Annotated in this window: 20 protein-coding genes; 16 read left to right on the top strand and 4 right to left on the bottom strand. The window is 64.4% G+C overall.

All coding sequences use genetic code 11. The features are described from left to right. Positions 1-8 precede the first annotated feature (8 nt). Positions 9-743 carry a phosphonate metabolism transcriptional regulator PhnF gene (gene phnF, locus ACR65N_RS09040; RefSeq protein ID WP_440456698.1) on the bottom strand — a complete coding sequence of 245 codons (735 nt, stop codon included), beginning with the start codon at positions 741-743 and terminating at the stop codon, positions 9-11. Positions 744-857: 114 nt separating this feature from the next. Here phnF and phnG point away from each other — a divergent pair, with 114 nt between their 5' ends. The 14 genes from phnG (at position 858) to ACR65N_RS08970 (ending at position 14213) form a co-directional block, all read left to right on the top strand. Further along, positions 858-1310 carry a phosphonate C-P lyase system protein PhnG gene (phnG, locus tag ACR65N_RS09035; protein WP_440456697.1) on the top strand — a complete coding sequence of 151 codons (453 nt, stop codon included), beginning with the start codon at positions 858-860 and terminating at the stop codon, positions 1308-1310. Then, positions 1310-1903, top strand: a complete 594-nt coding sequence (gene phnH / locus ACR65N_RS09030) for a phosphonate C-P lyase system protein PhnH (RefSeq protein WP_440456696.1) — start codon at positions 1310-1312, stop codon at positions 1901-1903. The genes phnG and phnH overlap by 1 nt, the downstream gene beginning before the upstream one ends. Positions 1904-1908: 5 nt before the next feature. Beyond that, entirely contained in the window at positions 1909-3006 is a 1098-nt protein-coding gene (locus tag ACR65N_RS09025) for a carbon-phosphorus lyase complex subunit (RefSeq protein WP_440456695.1), read from the top strand. Then, positions 3003-3881 (top strand): alpha-D-ribose 1-methylphosphonate 5-phosphate C-P-lyase PhnJ, encoded by an 879-nt coding sequence (locus ACR65N_RS09020; RefSeq protein WP_440456694.1) that lies wholly within the window; start codon positions 3003-3005, stop codon positions 3879-3881. The genes ACR65N_RS09025 and ACR65N_RS09020 overlap by 4 nt, the downstream gene beginning before the upstream one ends. Beyond that, positions 3878-4651: a phosphonate C-P lyase system protein PhnK gene (gene phnK / locus ACR65N_RS09015; RefSeq protein WP_440456693.1), complete on the top strand. Its 774-nt coding sequence runs from the start codon at positions 3878-3880 to the stop codon at positions 4649-4651. The genes ACR65N_RS09020 and phnK overlap by 4 nt, the downstream gene beginning before the upstream one ends. Before the next feature lies 1 nt (position 4652). Then, positions 4653-5399: a phosphonate C-P lyase system protein PhnL gene (phnL, locus tag ACR65N_RS09010; protein ID WP_440456692.1), complete on the top strand. Its 747-nt coding sequence runs from the start codon at positions 4653-4655 to the stop codon at positions 5397-5399. Further along, the gene (locus ACR65N_RS09005) at positions 5396-6010 is read left to right on the top strand and encodes a DapH/DapD/GlmU-related protein (RefSeq protein WP_440456691.1); all 615 of its coding nucleotides are present in this window, start codon (positions 5396-5398) and stop codon (positions 6008-6010) included. Before phnL ends, ACR65N_RS09005 begins: the two co-directional genes overlap by 4 nt. A gap of 84 nt (positions 6011-6094) precedes the next feature. Further along, complete coding sequence (gene phnC / locus ACR65N_RS09000; RefSeq protein ID WP_430307203.1) at positions 6095-6937, top strand: phosphonate ABC transporter ATP-binding protein; 843 nt, start codon at positions 6095-6097, stop codon at positions 6935-6937. 25 nt (positions 6938-6962) lie between these two features. Further along, on the top strand, positions 6963-7961 hold the full coding sequence (gene phnD, locus ACR65N_RS08995; protein WP_440456690.1) for a phosphonate ABC transporter substrate-binding protein: 999 nt from the start codon (positions 6963-6965) through the stop codon (positions 7959-7961). Between the two features lie 146 nt (positions 7962-8107). Beyond that, a complete protein-coding gene (phnE, locus tag ACR65N_RS08990) occupies positions 8108-8845 on the top strand; it encodes a phosphonate ABC transporter, permease protein PhnE (protein ID WP_440456689.1) in 738 nt (245 codons plus the stop codon). Between the two features lie 42 nt (positions 8846-8887). After that, positions 8888-10027: an alpha-D-ribose 1-methylphosphonate 5-triphosphate diphosphatase gene (locus ACR65N_RS08985; protein ID WP_440456688.1), complete on the top strand. Its 1140-nt coding sequence runs from the start codon at positions 8888-8890 to the stop codon at positions 10025-10027. Continuing rightward, entirely contained in the window at positions 10020-10622 is a 603-nt protein-coding gene (phnN, locus tag ACR65N_RS08980; RefSeq protein WP_440456687.1) for a phosphonate metabolism protein/1,5-bisphosphokinase (PRPP-forming) PhnN, read from the top strand. Before ACR65N_RS08985 ends, phnN begins: the two co-directional genes overlap by 8 nt. A gap of 136 nt (positions 10623-10758) precedes the next feature. Beyond that, entirely contained in the window at positions 10759-13857 is a 3099-nt protein-coding gene (locus ACR65N_RS08975) for a PAS domain S-box protein (protein ID WP_440456686.1), read from the top strand. After that, positions 13854-14213 carry a response regulator gene (locus ACR65N_RS08970; protein ID WP_440456685.1) on the top strand — a complete coding sequence of 120 codons (360 nt, stop codon included), beginning with the start codon at positions 13854-13856 and terminating at the stop codon, positions 14211-14213. The genes ACR65N_RS08975 and ACR65N_RS08970 overlap by 4 nt, the downstream gene beginning before the upstream one ends. Positions 14214-14235: 22 nt before the next feature. Here the strand turns inward: ACR65N_RS08970 and ACR65N_RS08965 are convergent, their stop codons facing one another. After that, a complete protein-coding gene (locus ACR65N_RS08965) occupies positions 14236-14961 on the bottom strand; it encodes a ribonuclease activity regulator RraA (RefSeq protein ID WP_440456684.1) in 726 nt (241 codons plus the stop codon). A gap of 20 nt (positions 14962-14981) precedes the next feature. Beyond that, complete coding sequence (gene araD / locus ACR65N_RS08960) at positions 14982-16718, bottom strand: L-arabinonate dehydratase (RefSeq protein ID WP_440456683.1); 1737 nt, start codon at positions 16716-16718, stop codon at positions 14982-14984. Positions 16719-17000: 282 nt separating this feature from the next. On the opposite strand from araD, the gene ACR65N_RS08955 reads away from it, so the two are divergent. Continuing rightward, complete coding sequence (locus tag ACR65N_RS08955; RefSeq protein WP_440456682.1) at positions 17001-17687, top strand: GntR family transcriptional regulator; 687 nt, start codon at positions 17001-17003, stop codon at positions 17685-17687. A gap of 31 nt (positions 17688-17718) precedes the next feature. Here ACR65N_RS08955 and ACR65N_RS08950 read toward each other — a convergent pair whose 3' ends face one another. Beyond that, the gene (locus ACR65N_RS08950) at positions 17719-18177 is read right to left on the bottom strand and encodes a MarR family winged helix-turn-helix transcriptional regulator (protein ID WP_430307192.1); all 459 of its coding nucleotides are present in this window, start codon (positions 18175-18177) and stop codon (positions 17719-17721) included. A 127-nt stretch (positions 18178-18304) separates the two neighbouring features. Between ACR65N_RS08950 and ACR65N_RS08945 the strand changes: the two genes are divergently transcribed. Continuing rightward, on the top strand, positions 18305-18736 hold the full coding sequence (locus ACR65N_RS08945; protein WP_430307191.1) for an organic hydroperoxide resistance protein: 432 nt from the start codon (positions 18305-18307) through the stop codon (positions 18734-18736). Positions 18737-18839 lie beyond the last annotated feature (103 nt).

Genomic DNA, 18839 nt, shown 5'->3' with positions numbered 1-18839 from the left:
CTGATCGTTCAGGACTGTCCGGAGGGATTTGCGAACACGAGTTCCATGCGGTCCGCCAAAAACCGGGTCACCACGCTCTGAACCGTGCGGTCCTCCGCATCGACATCGAGCGCACGGCTGACAAGGACGATGCTGTCGGCAGCGCACTGGAGAAATTCCGCATCGCGCGCGGTGATCCGCTCTGCCGTCAGCCGCGTCTCCTTCCGCCGGTAGTCCGCCAGCCCCTCCTGCAGCAATGCTTTGGTGATCGATCCGCTCTCGGCATAGGCGGCGATGATGCCCGGGAACCGACCGGCCGAAAACCAGGACGTCGATCGCGACAGAGGCGCGCCATCGACCACCGACAGCCGTTCGAGCCGGTGCAGCGGCGCGCCCATGCGGCAGCCGAATAGCCGGGCCTGGGCCGCATCAGCTGCGACGATGTCGGCCTGGATGAGGCGCCCCGACGGCTCGAGCGACTGGCGCATCATGTTTTCGGAGAAGCGCGTTCGCGCTCCGATCGGATAGACGATCCGCTGCGGGACGGCGTTGACAAAGGTCCCTCGCCCGCGCTCCGCCCGCAGCAAACCCTCGACCGAGAGCGCGGCAATGGCACGCCTCACCGTGTGCCGGTTGACGCCGAAGCGCGACGCCAGTTCCGTCTCCGGCGGCAGTTGATCGGCAAACTCTCCCATAGACACCGCACTCCGGAGTTCGTCCGCCACCCGGCGCCAGCGCGAGATCCCGTCATCCGTTCCGTTCATGCCGTTTCCCTCAGCGCGTCATTCAATCGTCATCATTCACCGGGTATAACGTAAACATATCCGATTGTCTAAACAAATAGACAACTCTGCTGTTGATGACAAAGGTTTGCCGCCGTGGGTTCAGAAACATTCAGTCGAAAACAGGCGCTCGACATTCTTGCCGCCGCGCCGGCCGAGATGCTGGCAGAGCGTTACGCGCTGCTCGGCTCCGATCTGCCGGCCGTCACGCCGGTTCGCGGGCCGGAGATCGGCACCGTGATGATCCGTGGCCGAGCCGGTGGCGGCGGCGCCGCATTCAATCTGGGCGAAGCAAGTGTCACGCGTGCGACGGTCAAGATCGCCAGCGGCGAGGTAGGACATTCGATCATCCTCGGCCGCGACCAGCGCAAGGCGCAGATCGTCGCGCATCTGGATGCCGTCCGCCAGTTGAACGCCTGGGTCGGACGCATCGACGACGAGATCCTGCGCCCCGCTTTCGAACTTATCAATGCAGAAAAGCTGCGGCGCGCCGAGGAGACCGAGGCGACCCTCGTCGACTTCTTCACCGTCGCGCGGGGAGAAGACTGATGCAGAACGTTTCCTTTGACGGCGGCTTCGGCGATCCCGTCTATACGTCCCAGGCGGTCTTCCGGGCCATCATGGACGCGTTTTCCAGCCCCGGCACGGTGGCTTCGCTCTCCGGTCACGCAGCAGGCCCGGCACCGCTCGGTGCAGCCGCCTCGGCGATCCTGCTGACGCTTGCCGACTACGACACCCCTGTCTGGTTCGAAGGCGAGGCAACGCAGGACGCAGCCGCCTGGCTGACCTTCCATACCGGCGCTCCCGCCGCGTCCGATCCGTCCAAAGCCGCACTGGTGGTCCTGTCCGAAGGCAGCCATCCGGCGCAGTGGGAGGATTTTTCCCACGGCACGGTCAACTACCCGGACCGTTCCGCCACCTTGCTGCTGCCGGTGCGGTCGCTGACCGGCGGAACACCGCTTGAACTGTCCGGCCCCGGCATCGAGACGACCCGCCAGATCGCGCCTGACGGGCTTGCCCCAGAGTTTGTCGCCTGGGCTCAAGGTAACCATGCCGCCTACCCGCTCGGGCTGGACCTCGTCCTCGTTTGCAACGGCGACGCGCTCGCCTTGCCGCGCACGACGCGCATCAGGGAGATCTGAAACCGATGTATGTAGCGGTAAAGGGCGGCGAAGCCGCCATCGACAAGGCTCACAAACTTCTTGCCGATCGCCGGCGCGGCGATCGTGACGTTCCGGCGCTGACACTGGCGCAGGTGGCGGGGCAGCTGTCGCTGGCCGTCGACCGGGTGATGGCCGAAGGCTCGCTCTACGATCCTGAGCTTGCTGCCATGTGCGTGCGCCAGTCGCGCGGCGACCTCATCGAGGCGATCTTCCTGCTGCGCGCCTATCGCACGACGCTGCCGAGATTCGGCTACTCGCGGCCGGTCGAAACGGGTTCCATGCAGATCGAGCGGCGGGTTTCGGCGACCTACAAGGATATTCCAGGCGGTCAGCTTCTTGGGCCCACCTTCGACTATACGCACCGCCTGATCGATCCCGCCATGGCAGGCGACGAGCCGGTCGATCCGCCGCCACGGCGAGAACTTGCTGAGGGCAAGGCATTCCCACGGGTCACCGACATCCTGAACGGTGAAGGCCTGATCGAACCGGACGTGCGCTCGGACAAGGAGCCCGCCGACCTGACCCGCGATCCGACCAGCTTTCCAGTCGATCGCGACCAGCGGCTACAGGCGCTTGCCCGTGGGGACGAAGGCTTTCTGCTGTCGCTCGCCTATTCGACGCAGCGTGGCTATGGCCGAACGCATCCGTTTGTCGGCGAAGCGCGCATCGGTCTCGTCGAGGTCGAGATCGACGTGCCGGAACTGGGCTTTGCGGTCGCCGTTGGATCGATCCGCGTCACCGAATGCCAGATGATCTCGCAGTTCCGCAACCAGGGCGAAGACGGTCCGCGGTTCACGCGCGGCTATGGCCTGGTGTTCGGCCAGTCGGAACGCAAGGCGATGGCGATGAGCCTTGTCGATCGGGCGCTGCGCGCCGACGAGTTCGACGAGCAGCGGACGGCACCGGCGCAGGACGAGGAATTCGTCCTTGCCCATTGCGACAACGTCGAGGCGACCGGCTTCGTCGAGCATCTCAAACTTCCCCACTACGTGGATTTCCAGGCCGAGCTTGGCCTCCTGCGCATGCTGCGACAGGAGCACGGCGACGCGCAACGACTGCAGGCCGGGGAGACGGCGGAATGAACCTGCCCAGCTACAACTTCGCCTATCTGGACGAACAGACCAAGCGGATGATCCGCCGGGCGATCCTGAAAGCGATCGCCATCCCCGGCTACCAGGTGCCTTTCGCCTCGCGCGAAATGCCGATGCCTTACGGTTGGGGAACCGGTGGCGTGCAGGTGACGGCAGCGATCCTCGGTCCGACCGACGTGCTGAAGGTCATCGACCAGGGCGCCGACGACACCACCAACGCGGTTTCCATCCGCGCCTTCTTCGCCAAGACGGCCGGCGTCGCGACGACGACCAAGACCACCGAGGCAACCGTTATCCAGACGCGCCACCGGATCCCCGAAACGCCGCTGACCGCCGGGCAGACCCTCGTCTACCAGGTGCCGATCCCCGAGCCGCTGCGCTTCCTGGAACCGCGCGAAACCGAAACCCGGATCATGCACGGGCTGGAGGAATACGGTCTGATCCAGGTGAAGCTCTACGAGGATATCGCCCAGCACGGGCACATCGCGACGACCTATGCCTATCCGGTGAAGGTCGAGGATCGCTACGTCATGGATCCGTCGCCGATCCCCAAATTCGACAACCCGAAGATGGACAACTCGCCGGCCCTGCAGCTGTTCGGGGCCGGACGCGAAAAGCGCATCTATGCGCTGCCGCCGTTCACCAAGGTCGTCAGCCTCGATTTCGAGGATCACCCCTTCGCCGTGCAGCGCTTTACCGCGCCTTGCGCGCTCTGCAACGCAACCGGCGTCTATCTCGACGAGGTCGTGACCGACGACCGCGGCAGCCGGATGTTCGTCTGCTCTGACACCGATCATTGCGAGACGCGCCAGGCCGAGGGCCACCATGGCTCCGGGCTTCCGCATGCCGCAGGAGAACAGCCATGACCGGTCCCATCCTCTCCGTCCGCGATCTGGAACGGCGCTATGGCAATTTCATCGGCTGCACGGACGTCTCGTTCGATGTCTGGCCCGGTGAAGTCGTCGCCATCGTCGGTGAATCCGGCTCCGGCAAGACAACTCTCCTCAACTGCATATCGGCCCGGCTCGAACGGTCGTCCGGCAGCGTCCGTTACCGCATGCGCGACGGCGGCTTTCCGGATCTCGCCGAACTATCCGAGGCGGAGCGCCGCTTCCTGATGCGCACCGACTGGGGCTTCGTGCATCAGAACCCGGCTGACGGCTTGCGGATGCGCGTCTCCGCCGGCGCCAATGTCGGCGAGCGGCTGATGGCGGTCGGCGAGCGGCACTACGGCGACATCCGCCGCACCGCCGGCGACTGGCTGTCGCGCGTCGAGATCGGCACCGAGCGGATCGACGACCAGCCAGTGACATTCTCCGGCGGCATGCGTCAGCGCCTGCAGATCGCCCGCAACCTCGTCACCCATCCGCGGCTGATCTTCATGGACGAGCCGACGGGTGGTCTCGACGTTTCGGTCCAGGCGCGCGTGCTTGACCTCCTCCGCAATCTCGTCACCGACCTCGGCCTGTCGGTCGTCATCGTTACCCATGACCTGGCCGTCGCACGGCTGCTGTCGCAGCGGATGATCGTCATGAAGAGCGGCCGGATCATCGAACAGGGGCTGACGGACCGTGTGCTGGACGATCCGCAGCATGCCTACACGCAATTGCTCGTCGCCTCGATCCCGGAGAACTGAGATGACCCTGGATCAAACTCAACCGGTGATCGCCGACACTCTGCTTTTGTCGGTTCGCGACGTTGCCAAGTCTTTCACCATGCATCTGCGCGACGGCTTGGTGCTTCCGGTCGTCCGCAATGTCAGCTTCGAGATCCACAGCGGCGAATGCGTCGTCCTCGGCGGACCGTCCGGCGTCGGCAAATCCTCGATCCTGCGCATGGTCTATGGCAATTACGCCATCGACGAGGGTCAGATCATGGTGCGAAACGGCGCCTCCGGCGAGATGCAGGATCTCGGCAGCGGCGACGCGCGGCTGGTGCTGGAACTGCGAAAGAACAGCATCGGCTATGTGAGCCAGTTCCTGCGCGCCGTGCCACGCGTGTCGGCCCTGGAGGTCGTCGCCGAGCCGCTGATCAGCCGCGGCACGCCACGCGACGAAGCCGTCGACCGGGCCGCCACGATGCTGGCACGGCTCAATCTCCCACGGGCCCTGTTCGGCCTGCCGCCGGCAACCTTTTCCGGTGGCGAGAAACAGCGCGTCAACATCGCCCGCGGCTTCATCACCGATCACCCGATCCTGCTGCTTGACGAGCCGACCGCCTCGCTCGACGCCGAGAACCGCGACGTGGTGGTCGCGATGATCGCCGAGAAGCGCGCCAGCCGGACGGCGATCCTCGGAATCTTCCACGACCAGCCGGTGCGTGATGCGGTCGCGACGCGGATCCTCGATGTCGCCGCCTTTTCTGCCCGGAGGACCGCCGCATGACCAAGCTCTCCATCGAGCCGCTGATCGATCCGACGGCGCGGGTCAGCGACTGCACGCTCGGGCGCTATACGGAAATCGCCGAGGGCTGCCGCATCTCGGAGACCGATCTCGGCGACTATTCCTACATCGAGCGGGGCGGACAGGTCTGGTGCGCGACGATCGGCAAGTTCGCCAATATCGCTGCCGGCGTACGCATCAATGCCACCAACCATCCGATGGACCGCGCCAGCCTTCACCACTTCACCTATCGCGCCGGCGACTACTGGCCGGGCGAGCAGGATGAGAGCGAATTCTTCGCCGCCCGCCGTGCCAAGCGGGTGTCGATTGGTCACGATGTCTGGATCGGCCATGGGGCGACGCTTCTTCCGGGTGTGACGGTCGGCAACGGCGCCGTGATCGGTGCCGGCGCCGTCGTCAACCGCGATGTCGCCGCCTACACCATCGTCGGCGGCGTTCCGGCACGGCTGATCCGCAATCGCTTCGAAGGGACGATCGGCGCGCGGATGGACAGTCTTGCCTGGTGGAACTGGTCGCACGAACAGATCCACGACGCCCTGCAGGATTTCCGCAATCTCTCGGCCGAGGCATTTCTCGACCGTTACCGGCAGTGACGCAAAAACTTCACAGAACTGTCACGGCACGATCATCGAAGCCTACGCAAGCTACCGCAGACAGCGCACAGCAGGAACTCCACAATGACTGCGATCACGGTATCCAACCTCTCCAAGACCTACGGTTCGACCCAGGCGTTGAACGGTGTCAGCCTGACGCTGGAACGCGGTGAGATGGTGGCCCTGATCGGCGCATCAGGCTCCGGCAAGAGCACCCTCATTCGCCATCTCGCCGGGCTTGAAACGGGCGATGGACGGGGCGGTCAGATCGACATCCTCGGCCGCACCTCGCAGAAGGCCGGGCGGATGAGCGGGCAGGTGAAGCGCGGCGCCGTGTCGGTCATCTTCCAGCAGTTCAACCTGGTCGGCCGCCTGTCGGTGCTCACCAATGTCCTGGTCGGCCATCTCGGCCGCGTGCCGCAGTGGCGCGGAACGCTCGGACTGTTCAACCGCGCCGAAAAGACCAAAGCGCACGCAGCACTTGCCCGCGTCGGCATCCCGCAGGTTGCCGCACAGCGCTCCTCGACGCTTTCGGGCGGCCAGCAGCAGCGCGCGGCGATTGCCCGAACCCTTGTGCAAGGCGCGGAGATCCTGATCGCCGACGAGCCGATCTCGGCGCTCGATCCGTCTTCGGCACGCCGGGTCATGGACGTGCTCGCCGACATCAACAGCCAGGACAACATCACCATCCTGGTCTCACTTCACCAGGTCGAATACGCCCGTCGCTACTGCAAGCGGACGATCGCCATGCGCGACGGCGTGATCGTCTTCGACGGCCCGTCGACGGCGCTTTCCAACAGTTTCCTCGCCGAGCTCTACGGTTCGGCGTCCGAAGAATTGGTCCTGCCGGATGCTCCGGCGGAGCAACTGCCTCCCGCACCACACACGGGGTTACAGAGCCGCCACCCGGCTCTCATCGACGCCTGACCACATCCATCACCGGAGACCAATCATGAACGCGATCCTCAAGAGCATGGCGACGGTATCTGTCGCCCTTACGATTACCACATCTGCGCTGGCGCAGGAGACTACCATCAACTTCGGCATCATCTCGACGGAATCCCAGCAGAACCTGAAGACCACCTGGGACCCGCTCCTGAGCGACATGAAGAAGAAGACCGGCCTAGACGTCAAAGCCTTCTTCGCCTCGGACTATGCCGGCGTAATCGAAGCCATGCGCTTCAACAAGGTGCAGGTCGCCTGGTACGGCAACAAGTCGGCAATGGAAGCCGTCGATCGCGCCGAAGGCGAAGTGTTCGTCCAGAGCGTGCCGAAGAACGGCGAACCTGGCTACTGGTCGGTGGTCATCGTTCCGAAGGACAGCAAGATCCAGACGATCGACGACGTGCTGAAGTGCGACCAGTCGATCAACTTCGGTCTCGGCGATCCGAACTCGACGTCGGGATACCTGGTGCCGATGACCTTCGTGTTCGGCGCTCGCGGCATCGACCCGAAGAAGTGCTTCAAGAACGTCACCAACGCCAACCATGAAACCAACGCCATGGCCGTTGCCAACAAGCAGGTCGACGCGGCTGCCAACAACACCGAGAACATGGCGCTGATCAAGCAGAACAAGCCGGACGCTTTCGCCAACATCCGCGAGATCTGGCGTTCGCCGCTGATCCCTTCGGACCCGATCGTCTGGCGCAAGGATCTGCCGGATGCCACCAAGACGAAGATCCGCGATTTCTTCATGACCTACGGTACCGACAAGTCCACCGGTGACGTGGCTGCCGAGAAGAAGGTGCTGGAAGGCCTGAAGTGGGCACCGTTCCGTGCATCGACCGACAAGCAACTCCTGCCGATCCGCGTCATGGAACTGTCGAAGTCGATCGCCCAGGCGCAGGCCGATGCGACGCTGTCGGCAGACGCCAAGAGCGCCAAGATCAAGACGCTGACCGAGCAGAAGACGAAGTTCGAAGCCGAACTCGCCGCTGCTTCCAAGACCTGACCTCATCGACAAACGCGGGCGGGTTCAAGGACCCGCCCCCCTTTCTCGGCACCGGAACCATGACCATGACCGACGCAACTCTCCCCGCCGGCCCAAGCTCGAGACCGGCTTTGCCAGACGTTAAACAACCGAGCAGCCTGCGCAGCATGCTGCTGATGATCGCCGTCGTTGCAGCGCTCGCCTTCAGCTGGGCGCCCGCTGAAATGGACCGCTGGACCTACCTGTTCAGCGACAGCGGCAACATGGCTGCCTACGCCCGCGACTTCATGAAGCCGGACTTCAGCACCTGGCAATACTATCTCGAGGAAATGCTGGTCACCGTCCAGATCGCGCTCTGGGGCACGTTCCTCTCCGTCGTCCTCTCCGTGCCGTTCGGGATTTTGAGCGCCCACAACATGGCGCCTTGGTGGATCAACCAGCCGGTGCGCCGGGTAATGGATCTGTTCCGCGCCATTCATGAGGTCGTGTTCGCCGTGCTGTTCGTCGTCGCCGTCGGGCTCGGCCCGTTTGCAGGCGTCATGGCGCTGTTCGTCCACACCACCGGCATCCTCGCAAAGCTGTTTTCCGAGGCGGTCGAGGCCATCGATCCCCGTCCCGTCGAGGCGATCCGCACGACCGGCGCATCGCGCATGCAGCAGGTGATCTTCGGCGTCATCCCGCAGGTTCTGCCGCTGTGGATCTCGTTCTCGCTCTACCGGCTGGAATCGAACATCCGCTCCGCCACCGTTCTCGGGCTGATCGGCGCCGGCGGCATCGGCCAGGTGCTGTTCGAGACGATCCGCGGCTTCTACTATCCCCAGGCTTCCGCCATCATCATCATCATCGTGCTGACAGTCACCGTCATGGACCTGATCTCGCAGCAATTGCGCAAGATCGTCATCTGACGCCTCCGACCTGTTCGCCAACCTCATGAATGTCCCGTACCCATGTCTTCCGAACTGATCTTCACCAACTGCGCCATCATCCTCCACGACGAGATCGTCCATGGTTCGATGGTGGTGCGCGACGGCAAAATCGCCGACATCTCCTCCGGCGCCGTTGCCTCGGGCACGGATCTGGACGGCGACTACGTCATGCCGGGCTGCGTCGAACTGCACACCGATCACCTGGAAACGCATTTCCAGCCGCGCCCGAAGGTGCGGTGGAACATGGATGCCGCACTGCAGGCGCATGACGGACAGATCGCCACCTCGGGTATCACCACCGTCTTCGATGCACTGCGCGTCGGGCTGGATGGCGATACGGAACTGGGTGCAGCAGAAATGTCGGCGATGGCCGAGACCATTTCCAGCGCCTCGAAAGCCGGCAGATTGCGCGCCGAGCATTTCATTCACCTGCGCTGCGAAGTCTCCGTCGCCGATGTCGTCGATCATTTCGACCGGATGAAGGGCAACGACCGGATCCGCCTGGCATCGCTGATGGACCACGCGCCGGGCCAGCGTCAGTTCGTCAGCCTCGAAGCTTACCGCATCTATTATCAAGGCAAGAAGAAGCTGTCCGACAGCGAATTTGCCGCCTTCAGCGAGCGCCGGATCGCCGAATCCGCGGCCAATTCGGCGAAGAACCGCAGGCTGATCGCCGAGCGCTGCCACGCCTCCGGCATTTCGATCGCCAGCCATGACGATGCGACCGCCGAGCATGTCGCGGAAGGCCTGCAGCTCGGCATCTCGCTTGCCGAATTCCCGACGACCGTTTCGGCGGCCGAGCTTTCCCGCGAGGCCGGACTGCAGGTGCTGATGGGTGCACCCAACGTCGTGCGCGGCGGATCGCATTCCGGCAACGTCTCCGCCCTCGACCTGTTGAACCGGGGGGCGCTGGACATCCTGTCGTCCGACTACGTTCCGTTCAGCCTCGTCCAGGCAGCATTCCTGCTCGCCGACAAGCAGATCACCGATCTTGCGAGCGCCGTCAGGCTCGTCTCCGCCAATCCGGCGGATGCCGCCCGGCTGACTGACCGCGGCCGGATCGAGATCGGCCGCCGCGCCGACCTCGTCCGGGTCCGCGCCACGCCGGGAATGCCGCCCTTCATCGCCGGCGTCTGGCGGGAGGGCGCGCGCGTTGCCTGATCGTCGCGGGATCTTCGTCGCCATCGTCGGACCGAGCGGCGCCGGCAAGGACACGCTGCTGGCCCTCGCCCGGGAGGCGCTGCAGGATTGCCCAGGCATCCGGTTCGCCCGGCGGGTCATCACCCGCGATGCCGACGGGGCGACCGAGGATCACGACACGCTGGATGTCGCATCATTCCAGGAGGCGCGCACGCGTGGCGACTTCTGCCTGAGCTGGGAGGCACATGGCCTCTGCTACGGGCTGCCGGCTTCGATCGCCTTGGAATTGAAGGCTGGCAACGTGGTGGTGGCCAACATGTCGCGCCGTTCCCTCGACCTGGCGGCCGGGATCTTCGGCGGCATCGACGTGGTCGAGATCACCGCACGGCCGGAGCTTCTGATCGACCGCCTGACGGCGCGTGGGCGTGAAACGCCGCAGGAGATCGCCGCACGCGTCGCTCGCTACGCCCCGGTCGATCGCCCGGCGTCAGCGATCGGCTTCCTTTCCATCGACAATTCCGACGACGTTTCGGCTGCTGCCGGGCAACTGGCGCGGCATCTGAAAACGCGAACCCGCGCCGCGGACGATCCATCGATCTCCAGTCGCTTGGCCTGATCCAGGATCGAGATACTCCGGCACCCGCGCGTCGCGACATCGTGCCGCAGCACATTTGCGCGAGGGGATCTTTGCAACCCCGGGCGACGCTTCTGGTTAGGAACACCGACGATAGCAGATCGTAGGATGTCCGCCGATGGAAACAATGTCTCGGGTCGGAGCCTGGCCCATCGGCGAAAGCGAGATGGCGCAGCGCATTCGGGCGCATGATTGGAGTGCGACGCCATTCGGTCCGGTCAACGCCTGGCCGGACCGGCTGAGGCACGCCATCGAACTGGTCCTCGACATGCCGTTTCCGGCAGCGGTGGGCTGGGGGCCAGATCTCCTGCAGATCTACAACGACCGCGCCATCGACAGCTACGGACACCGCCATCCGGCCGCACTCGGACGGCCGCTGCTGGAGAACTTCGTCGAATCCGCCACCCGCCTGCGTGCCGCGCGCGACCGCATGTTCGCCACCGGCGAAGCCTTCGACTACGATGACGAGGCGATGCTGCTGCCCTCCGGCGACGGCGGATCCCGGCAGAGGCGCTTCACCGGCGGCTGGACGCCGATCAGGGGCGACAGTGGGGACATCCTCGGCGTCATTGCCAGCGGCATGGACACCACCGATCGGGTCCGGTCCGAAGCCGCGGTGCGCAACTCGGAGCAACTGCTCCGGGCGCTCAACAAGGCCAGTTCCTACCTGTCCTACCGGATGAGCGCCGATTGGGCCGAGATGCACGAATTCGAAGACGGAAGTGCTGCCGCGCCGGACGTCGGATCGGGCCGGGCCTGGCTGATAGAGTATATCCTTCCCGCCGATCAGGATCTCGTCAACACAGCCATCGACGAGGCAATTCGCAACAAGAGCGTGTTCGAGCTCGAGCACCGCATCCGGCGCCCCGACGGCAGCATCGGCTGGGCGCTTTCGCGTGCCGTTCCCATTCTCGGGGCGGACGGCGAGATCGTCGAATGGTTCGGTGCCGGAAGTGACGTGACAGATCGCCGGCAGCAGCAGGAACGGCAGACATTCCTGCTGCGGCTGAGCGACGAGCTGCGATCCGTGTCGGAGCCGCGCCGGATTCAGGAGGAGGCCGCACGGCTGCTCGGCGAGCACCTTCAGTCCAGCACCGTCTGCTACGACGAACTGGACGCAACGACCGGACGCTACATCGTCGGCGGGGAGTGGCATCATCCGGATGAGCCCGGTTCCAGCACGCATTGCCTGCTCGAAGAGTGGACGATCCCAGGTCTCACTGCCGGCCGGACCTGGGCGGTTGCCGACACGAGCATCGATCCAGCGGTGCCCGACGAGCACAGGTCCGGCCGGCGTGGCGATGCAATCAGCGCATTGATCGCCGCACCACTGGTCAAGGAAGGCAGGCTAGCCGCCGTCCTGCTCGTGACCCAGAAGGCTCGACGCAAGTGGACGGCGGGCGAAATCGGTCTTGTCGAGGAAACCGCCGAGCGAACCTGGGCGGCTGTCGAGAGGGCTCGCTCGGAAGCCGCCCTTCGCGAGAGCGAGGCGACGCTCGCCGGCGTGATCGAACAGGTGCCGATGGGCGTAGCTCTCTTCGATGAGCACGGCCGGATCAAGCTCAAGAACCCGCATTTGCAGCATCTGATCGGCGACTTCATCCCCTCTCAAGACGAGGCCGGCGGGCATCACTGGCAGGGCGTCGATGCGGCTGGCCGCCCCATCGCGCTTCAAGAATATCCCGGAGTGCGCGCCCTGCGCGGCGAGGATGCGAGCCTGCCGACCGACTTCAAGCGCGTGTCAGACGGCGACGAGCGATGGCTCCGCGTCTCGGCCGTACCCGTGAAGAATGGTGCCGCGATCATCGGCGGGATCACGATCGTTCAGGACGTCACCGCAGAACGACGCGTCCAGGCCGAGATCCTGGCGCTCGGCGAGCGGAACCGGGAGATCCTGGAGAGCATCTCGGACGCCTTCTACGCAGTCGATTCCGATCTGTGCTTCACCTACGTCAACCGCCGGGCGGAAGAGGTGTGGGGCAAGAAACGCGAGGAGCTGCTCGGATCGAGGTTCCTCGACGTGTTTCCGGCGGCGCTGGGTTCGGAGGCCTATGAGGCGCACCTGCAGGCGATTTCCGCGCGTGAAGTCGTGCGGCTGGAAACCGTTTCGCTCATTCTCAGGCACTGGATCGACGTCAGCATCTATCCGACGGCCGACGGCGGCCTGTCCGTCTATTTCCGCGACATCTCGGAGAAGAAGCAGGGCGAACTGGCGCGGCGCGAGAGTGAGGAACGCTATCGGATGATCCTCGATAGCGCCCGCGACTACGCCATCTTCGCGACCGATCTCGACGGCTGCATCCAGACTTGGCCGGCTGGAGCCGAAGCCGTGTTCGGCTGGACCGCCGAGGAAGCCATCGGCCAGGACAGCGCGATCACCTTCGTGCCGGAGGATGTGGCGAAGGGTCAGCCCGGACGGGAGCTGTCGGAGGCAATGGAAAATGGCGTTGCCCCGAATGTACGCTGGCACCGCCGAAAGGACGGAGGGCGGGTGTTCATCGAAGGTTCGACCCGTCTCCTGCGCCAGGAGAACGGCGCGCCGTACGGCTTCCTCAAGATCGGCCAGGACACCACCAACCGGCACGAATGGGAAGAGACGCAGAAGGTGCTGGTCGCCGAGTTGCAGCACCGGACCCGCAACCTGATCGCAGTGGTGCGCTCTATCGCCACCCAGACCATGGCGCATACGGGTCCGACGGAAGCCTTCAGGACCGAATTCAGCGATCGCCTCTCAGCACTTTCGCGGGTTCAGGGTCTGCTCTCCCAGGCGCAGGATGAGCGGATCACGATCGGTGGACTGGTGAAGATGGAGCTCGATGCGCTGGGTGCGGTCGCGAGCGAGCGCCTGGTGATGTCCGGCCCCGCGGTCCCGTTGCGGCACTCGGTCGTCCAGACGCTGGCGCTGGCGCTGCATGAGCTCGCAACCAACGCCCGCAAATACGGTGCGCTCTCGGCGCCGGACGGCTCTCTCCGGATCACCTGGACGACCTCCAGCGTCGAGGGCGAAGGTCGGCGGCTGCTTCTGGAATGGCTGGAGGAAGGGTTGACCCTCGCAGCCCCGTCCGGCGGTTCGGAGCGCAAAGGGTTTGGGCGCGAACTGATCGAGCACGCACTCCCCTACAGCCTTCGGGCGAAAACCAGCTTTGAACTGGGCGATGGTCGATTGCGATGCACCATCGACCTGCCTCTCGCCAAACGGAAAGGATCGGGTGGATGACAGAAACGCAGCACTTCAGCGGCAAACGCCTGCTTCTCGTGGAAGACGATTACTTCATTGCGCGGGACACTGCCCGTCTTCTGACCGCCGAAGGTGCCGAGGTCGTTGGGCCGGCGTCCAACGTCGCCCGGGCGCTCGAACTGATCGATGCACACCAGATCGATGCGGCAGTGCTCGATGTCCACCTTGGGAGCGAGATGGTATTTCCCGTCGCCGAGGTGCTCGCGGCCCGGGGCGTGCCGCACGTGTTCGCCACTGGATATGACCAGGCCGCCATTCCGGCCCAGCACGCCAATGTCAAGCGCTGCGAAAAGCCCGTCGAGGCCTCGGCGCTGGCCAAGGCACTGTTCGGCTAACTTCCGTCCAGGCCTGGAAAGATCACCGCCCGTTACGATCCTTCCAGCCATCGTAGGCCGCCTGCGCCTCCTCGGTCGTCGGTGGATAGAGGCCGATGACCGAGGCGCCGGCCTGGACCTGCTCCAGCACGAAATCCTCGAACGTCTCCATGCCCTGGCATTCCTCGGCGATCTCGTCGGCGAGGTGCGCCGGAATGACCATCACGCCGTCGCCGTCACCGACCAGCACATCGCCCGGGAAGACCGGCGCATCGCCGCACGAGATCGGCACGTTGATGTCGAGCGCTTCGTGCAGAGTGAGGTTGGTCGGCGCAGAGGGCCGCTGGTGGTAGGCGGGCATGTCCAGACGGCCGATCCCTTCCGCATCGCGAAAACCGCCATCCGTGACGACGCCCGCGCAGCCGCGCATGGCAAGCCGGGTGATGAGGATCGACCCCGCAGAGGCCGCCCGCGCGTCCTTGCGGCTGTCCATCACCAGCACCGATCCTTCCGGGCAAGTATCGACGGCAACCCTCTGCGGATGATCCGCCTTGCGGAAGACGGTAATCGGATTGCGATCCTCGCGCGCCGGAATATAGCGCAGCGTGAAGGCCTGGCCGACCATGTTCCTGCCCTTCCAGGCGATCGGGAAAACGTTCTGGATGAACTGGTTGCGAAGCCCGCGCTTGTAAAGCGCCGTGGCGACCGACGCCGTCGACACCTTCATCAGCTTGGCGCGGGTCTCCGTCGAAAGCACGTACTCGGTCATCGTCGTCTCCGGCTTGTTTGTCAGTTGATGGCGGGTTCGTCGACGCGCGGCCCGAACTCGGTTTTCAGGAAGTCGAAATCGCAGCCCTTGTCGGCCTGCTCGATATGCTTGGAGAACATCACGCCGTAGCCTCGCCCGTAACGCGGCGGTGGCGCCTGCCAGGCGGCGCGGCGTGCTTCCAGCTCCGCCTCCGGCACCAGCATGTTGAGGCTTCGCGCCGGAATATCGAGCTCGACCATATCGCCTGTCTTGAGGAGCGCCAGCGGCCCGCCGACATAGGCCTCCGGCGCCACATGCAGGACGCAGGCGCCGAACGAGGTGCCGGACATCCGCGCGTCGGAGAGCCGCACCATGTCGCGCAGGCCGTGTTTCAGGAGCGCCTTCGGCATCGGGATCATGCCCCATTCCGGCATGCCCGGCCCGCCCTGCGGACCGGCATTGCGCAGCACCAGGACCGTGTCGGGTGTCAGCGGGTAGTCGGAGTCATCGATGATCGTCTTCAGTTCAGCATAGCTGTCGGCAACCAGTGCAGGCCCCGTATGCCGGTGAAATTTCGGATCGCAGGCCGCCGGCTTGATGACCGCGCCATCCGGACAGAGGTTGCCCTTCAGCACGGCCAGCGAGCCTTCATGATAGACCGGATTGTCGAGCGGCCGGATGACGTCGTCGTTCCACACCTTCACGAGGTCCAGCCCCTCGGTGATCGGCCGCCCGGTGACGGTGATCGCCGAGGAATCGAGCTTGTCGCCGAGCTGCTTCATCAGGGCCCGAAGACCGCCGGCATAGTAGAAGTCCTCCATCAGATAGGTCGTGCCCGAGGGGCGGATGTTGGCAATTACCGGCGTCGTGCGGCCGATGCGGTCAAGGTCGTCGAGTTCCAGCGGAATACCGGCGCGGCGCGCCATGGCGATCAGGTGGATGATGGCATTGGTCGAGCAGCCTGTCGCCATGGCCACGGTCACCGCATTTTCGACGGCCGCCGGCGTGACGATCATGTCCGGCGTCAGGTCTTCCCAGACCATCTCGACGATACGTCGCCCGCACTGCGTCGACATCCGCTGGTGCCCTGCATCGGCGGCCGGGATGGACGAGGCGCCGGGCAGCGTCAGCCCCATCGCCTCGGCAATTGCCGTCATCGTCGAGGCGGTGCCCATCGTCATGCAGTGACCGTAGGACCGCGCAATGCCGCCCTCTATGCCCTGCCACTCCTCCTTGGAAATCGTCCCGGCGCGGCGCTCGTCCCAGAACTTGAAGCCATCCGTGCCCGAGCCGAGATGCTTGCCGGCCCAGTTGCCGCGCAGCATCGGACCGGCCGGCAGATAGATGAACGGCAGCCCCATGCTGAGCGCCCCCATCACCAGACCAGGCGTTGTCTTGTCGCAGCCACCCATCAGTACCGCACCGTCGACCGGGTGCGAGCGGAGCAGCTCTTCCGCCTCCATCGCCAGCATGTTGCGGTAGAGCATCGTCGTCGGCTTGACGAAGTTCTCAGACAGCGACAGTGCCGGCAGCTCCATCGGGAAGCCACCGGCCTGCAGCACGCCGCGCTTCACCCATTCGACGCGATCCTTGAAGTGCATGTGGCACGGTTGCGCATCCGACCAGGTATTGAGGATGGCGATGATCGGACGCCCTTCCCAGTCGATCGGATCGTAGCCCATCTGCATGGTGCGAGAGCGGTGACCGAAGGAACGCTGGTCGTCGGGAACCATCCAGCGCGCCGAGCGGAGCTGGTCGTAAGTCTTGCGCTGCTTCATGATGATGTCCGATGGGTGGTGGAGCCTCGCCCGAGCCGGGACCTGATGCAGTCGGACCGCGATCGGCAACGACGGTGGTGCGACGCAGGCTGGTGCGGCGATGGGATAGCGATGCCGGTCGATGCGACGCGAGGATCGATCACGGAACCCTCCTCCGAAGCCCATGAGCCGGGAACGCTCCCGTTCACAGATTGATAAACTAAAACATCAGTTGGTCAACGGGCTTATATATCAGTTTCTTGTTCTCCTCCCGCGCGCTATATTCGATGCCACGGAGACCTCATGGATACGCTGCCTTTACCCGCCGCCCCGCCCACCCGGCGGATATCGACCTCCCGCCAGGTCTACGACCTGCTGCGCGATCGCATCATCTCGCTCGACCTTGTCCCGGGCGCCCAGCTTTCGCGCAGCGAGATCGCGCTCTTCTACGGTGTCAGCCAGACGCCGGTGCGCGATGCACTGCAGATGCTGGAGACGGAAGGACTGGTTCTCGTCTATCCGCAATCGCGGACCGAGATCTCGCGGATCGACATCGGCCAGGCACGCGAAACGCAGTTCCTGCGCATGTCGCTTGAGCTGGAGGTCGTCCGGGCGCTTGCGGCAACGCGGCCGCAGGCGACGCTCGACAGAATGCAACAGCTTGTGGCCGAGCAGGAGAGCACCCTGGATACGGATCTTGGCCAATTCGCCCTGCTCGACCGGCAGTTTCACCGAACGATGTTCGAAGGCGCTGGCGTTCCCAATCTCTGGACGTTGATCCAGTCGAGATCAGGCCATATCGACCGGCTGCGCAAGCTGAACCTGATGGATCCCGGCAAGGCAGGAACTATCCTTGCGGCACATACGCAGATCGTCGACCACCTGCGGCATGGCCGCATTGCGGCGCTGGAAGACGTCGTGCGACGGCACCTGACCGGGACGCTGGCGACGGTGGACGCCATCCGTCTCGCACACAGCCAGTTCTTTTGAAGAAATACCGGAAAAGAGATGCGGACCGGCGTCAGTCGTTGCGGACGGCACTGAGATTGGCGGTCAGCTGATTGATCGTCGCCAGCGTTTCTTCCGCCGTCTTTCGATCCATGCCGATTGCCTCTGTGACGTGGCGCGTCACCGATTCGGATGCAACTTCGAGCCGGCGGCCTTGCTCGGTCAGGAAAATGTCGACGCGCCGTTCGTCGGCTGCACGCCGCTCCTTCTTCACCAGCCCCATCACCGTCAGCCGCTTGAGAATCGGCGTGACGGTACCGGTGTCGAGACCGAGTCGTTCGCAGATATCACCAACGGACAGAGAACCATCTGCCCAAAGCAGGCGCATGATCAGGAATTGCGGGTAGGTCAACCCGACCGGCTCAAGGGCCGCGCGGTAGACGCGATTGAACGCCTGCCCCGCCTTGTAGACGGAGAAGCACAGCATGCGGTCAAGACCAAGCTCGTCGTATGTCTGATGCGGTGTGTCCATGAGCGGGATATATATTGCGCAAAATATAATTGCAAGGCGTTGACAGGCGGATGATCAACCAATAGATTGCGTGCTATAAGATCACGAACTATAGAAATCGATCATCGTTCACACAAGGAAAGCACCTATGTCTGTTGATGCAAAGTACAAGACAACTGCAACCGCAAACGGCGGCGGCCGTGATGGCAAGACGGCACTCGCCGACGGCACGCTGGAACTGCAGCTGGTCGTGCCGAAGGAACTTGGCGGACCGGGCGGCGACGGTGCCAACCCGGAAAAGCTCTTCGCACTCGGTTACTCGGCCTGCTACCTCGGCGCCCTGCGCGTCGGCGCACAGCAGCTGAAGACGAAGGTGCCGGAAGGCTCGACGGTCACCGCGACCATCGGCATCGGCCCCCGCTCGGAAGGCGGCTTCGGCATCACCGCGGCTCTCGACGTCTACCTGCCGGGCATGGCGGAAGCGGAAGCCCAGCAACTGGCTGAAACCACGCACGGCATCTGCCCCTATTCGAACGCCATCAAGGCAAGCGTCGACGTGGCAACGACCGTTCGCACCTGATTTACAGCGGAAACCTGTCCGCTTTCGAAACCCGGCCATACCCCGTATGGCCGGGTTCTTCTTGTGAGGAACAGCGACCTGCGAAGGGACGCTGTCTTCTCTC

Source organism: Rhizobium sp. SAFR-030 (assembly GCF_059415005.1).
The sequence above is the reverse complement of the archived record's forward strand: the minus strand, read 5'-3'. Positions and strand labels throughout refer to the sequence as shown.